This is a genomic window from Methanobrevibacter sp., from assembly GCF_045577275.1.
Lineage (GTDB): Archaea > Methanobacteriota > Methanobacteria > Methanobacteriales > Methanobacteriaceae > Methanobrevibacter.
Genome location: NZ_JAZNIB010000082.1, coordinates 1 through 3,157 on the forward strand (window position 1 = coordinate 1; position 3,157 = coordinate 3,157).

The window sequence follows — 3,157 nt, forward strand, 5'->3', positions numbered from 1 at the left end:
TAAAATTAAATAATTAAAATGACAAAATACTATATAATTAAAATAAATTAGGAGATAAAATATGGCTGTTCCTGAAACTTATGATTTAGTATTACCATTATTAGAGGTTATTAAAGATAAAGATGAGTATAAAGTTAAAGATATTACAGAAGAGGTAATGGAATATATTGACATATCAGATGAAGACAAGGAGATCAGATTGCCAAACAACGAGCCTTTAATAAACTCTAGGATTAGTACAGCTAACACTTATTTGAAAAAGGCTGAACTTATCGAATCCAATCGTTTCATGTACTTCAACATTACAGAAGAAGGTCTTAATGTATTGGCTGACAATCCAGATAGCATAACTGAAGAGGATCTTATGGAATATGATGGATTCAGGGAATATAAGAAAGTTTTCATTCATGATGACACCAAAGACCTTAAATTTGAAGAATTGAATCCTACAGATGCTTTAAGGGAAAGCTTTAAGAAACAGATGGAAGATGTCCAAAAGGAGATTAATGAGGAAATGAATAAGGAAAAAGATCAAAAAAGGGAAAGGAAATATTTCCAATCCAAAGAATATGATGATTCAGAAAAGTTGTTTGGAATTAAAGCTGACCATTCTAAAATAGAAAGGACAGATGATGATTGTGATGATGAAGATGACAAATACTCAAAATGCCATGAAAGAAAACATAAGCACGGCAAGGGCAAATGTCACCATAAACACAGAAAAGACAAATGCAAATGTCACCATAAGCATGGAAAAGATAAATGCAAGTGCCATCATAAGCATGGAAAGGACAAGTGCAAATGTCATCACAAACATAAGAAGATTGTATTCAATATTGAATTTTCACCTGCAGAAGAATTGTTAAACTATGCAGAACTCCTTGAAAAAGGTTATATTACAAAAGAAGAGTTTGAAAAGAAAAAAGAAGAATTGTTAAATATTGAATATAAAATTTAAAAAAAATTTAAAGATTGATTATTAAATTATAATCAATCTAATATCTTATTTTATGTTATTTTAACTTATTTTAACTTATTTTATCTTATTTTTTGAATTAATTTCAATTTATACTATTTTAAAGCATTTCACAGTAAATGTTTACTGCATTTTTAACCATTTCATCCTTGGACTTGTTATATGCATCCTCAAGATAGAAAGACACTTCTGTTCCTTCATATATGTAGGATTTGTCATCCATGAATTCATAGGCGTAGAAATAGTAGGATTTGCCGTTTGCCTTGATGAAACCTGCTTTTCCATCATTAAAGACTTTGTCGATTACTCCATATTGCCTTTCCTGACCAAAGTATTTCAAGCTAACCCACATATTTTTATATTCTTCAAATAATGCTTTAAAGTCCTTATTTTCTAAATCCAATCCATAATTAGACAATAAGTTCTTCACTTCATCATCAATAGCCCATTCTTGAGCATTTCTAATGACATAAGCCATATATTTGTTAATTATTGATTCATCTTCAAATCCTTTGATTTCAAGGATATCGCCAATCATAGCAAATAGGTTGACTTTACTTTCCAATTTGCCGTCACGGCTTAAGATGCCTCTAGCAGCCCATTTCAAGGATTCGTCATATTCCTCTTTAAGGAAGTAATTTTCAGCCATGTCTCTAGAGAGATACCAGTCATGCTTGGTCTTTAATATGTCATTTAAGAAGTCAATGGAAGCATCATAATCCCCTAATTCCTTGTAGGATTTAGCAATTCTTAATTTAAACCAGACATCGTTGTTATTGTTGAATTTAGGGATGTTGACCAATGCATCTTGACAATATTTGATTGTCTGATCATATTTTTCAATCGCAAGCAATGCTTTGGTTGTCTGCAAGTAATAGTTTTCCTTGTTTGAATTCATGGTGATTTCATCATTTGGCTTGAATTGTTCATTGCTTAATAATTCTGGCTTTAATTTGGAAGCCCAACGCAATACATCCAAATATTGTTCACCTTCAGTGTACATTTTCATTAGCTTAATCACTGCTAAAGTGTATGGACATGCCTTTTTACCTTTTGAGTTGTCCTTTTGGCTTACAGTATTTACTATCTTTTTAGCTGATTCCTCAATTTCATCTATAAATTCATTATCCTTAACCTTTACAAAGTATAAATCCCAGGAGTATTTGTCCTTATCCCCTAAAGATAACTCTCCTCCATCTGCTAATGCCAATTCATAATGCTCTAATGATTCTTTATACTTCTTTACCTTATTGTATGCTCTTGCTTTTTCAATATTTACTTCCACGCTAGACATTGTTAACCCCTTTTTCAATATGATAATTATTTTTTAGTTAATTTTAAATATCATTTACAAATTATAAAAATATTATTATATTAGTCTAATTCAATTAATTGTCATACGGAGAATCCCCATAATCTGTAACTTCATTGAAGGAATCTCCATCTTCCTTATTTTCTTTTCTGCTTTCTAATTTTTTATAATATAATTCTTCCATAGATTCTATATGTTCATAGTATTTTTCAGAGATTTCATAGTCATCTTCAAAATACTCAAATTCTTCAAAGTCCACATCGTCTATTTTATCTTCAATATCAATTTCCATGGATTTGTTTCTTAAAAATTCCTTATTTAACTCTTCCTCTTCGAGCAAATGATCTTTAATAAGACGTTCAAGGCTAATTTTCTCTAGAATATCCTCTTCTAGGGAATCATTTTCAAAATCTTCAATATCCAGCTCATCATCTTTCAATAAAGTTTCTAGATATGCATAATCGGTTTCATCTTCTTCTAAGGATTTCAAAAATTCTTCTAAAGCTTCCTTTTCCTGTAATTTACTTTCAATCAATGCATTTACATATTCTTCACGAGAGATTGTCTCCTCATCTGGCAATTCATTGAAATCTAATATCTGATCTTCAGGTAAATTAAAAATCCAATAGTCTATTTCTTCCCCTTCTGTTAAATCCATAGCATTTTTACCATCTATAAAATCCTGAAAATTGTCGTATTCATACCAAGATCCATAGTCTATATTGTTTGGTGTATCTTCAAATTTGTCGTATTCCTCTTCATAATTAACCATCATATCACCTAATCATTAAACCTTTGAATAATTTTTTTAAATTAATTATAAAATATAAGATTTTGGTCATATATATAGTTTTGTAATAATTGCATCT

3 protein-coding genes are annotated in these 3,157 nt (G+C 29.8%); 1 reads left to right on the forward strand and 2 read right to left on the reverse strand.

The window, feature by feature from the left end; genetic code table 11:
* The first annotated feature begins 61 nt into the window (after positions 1 to 61).
* Entirely contained in the window at positions 62 to 958 is an 897-nt protein-coding gene (locus ACKI67_RS02910; protein ID WP_407461902.1) for a winged helix-turn-helix domain-containing protein, read from the forward strand.
* Positions 959 to 1,076: 118 nt separating this feature from the next.
* On the opposite strand, the gene ACKI67_RS02915 is transcribed toward ACKI67_RS02910, so the two are convergent.
* Together ACKI67_RS02915 and ACKI67_RS02920 are read right to left on the reverse strand one after the other, a co-directional pair.
* Positions 1,077 to 2,270, reverse strand: a complete 1,194-nt coding sequence (locus tag ACKI67_RS02915; RefSeq protein ID WP_407461903.1) for a hypothetical protein — start codon at positions 2,268 to 2,270, stop codon at positions 1,077 to 1,079.
* 94 nt (positions 2,271 to 2,364) lie between these two features.
* The gene (locus ACKI67_RS02920; RefSeq protein WP_407461904.1) at positions 2,365 to 3,060 is read right to left on the reverse strand and encodes a hypothetical protein; all 696 of its coding nucleotides are present in this window, start codon (positions 3,058 to 3,060) and stop codon (positions 2,365 to 2,367) included.
* Positions 3,061 to 3,157 lie beyond the last annotated feature (97 nt).

Coding starts and splice junctions, on each gene's coding strand:
- ACKI67_RS02915 (WP_407461903.1), bottom strand. CDS start 2,270: ATGTCTAGCGTGGAAGTAAATATTGAAAAAGCAAGAGCATACAATAAG.
- ACKI67_RS02910 (WP_407461902.1), top strand. CDS start 62: ATGGCTGTTCCTGAAACTTATGATTTAGTATTACCATTATTAGAGGTT.
- ACKI67_RS02920 (WP_407461904.1), bottom strand. CDS start 3,060: ATGGTTAATTATGAAGAGGAATACGACAAATTTGAAGATACACCAAAC.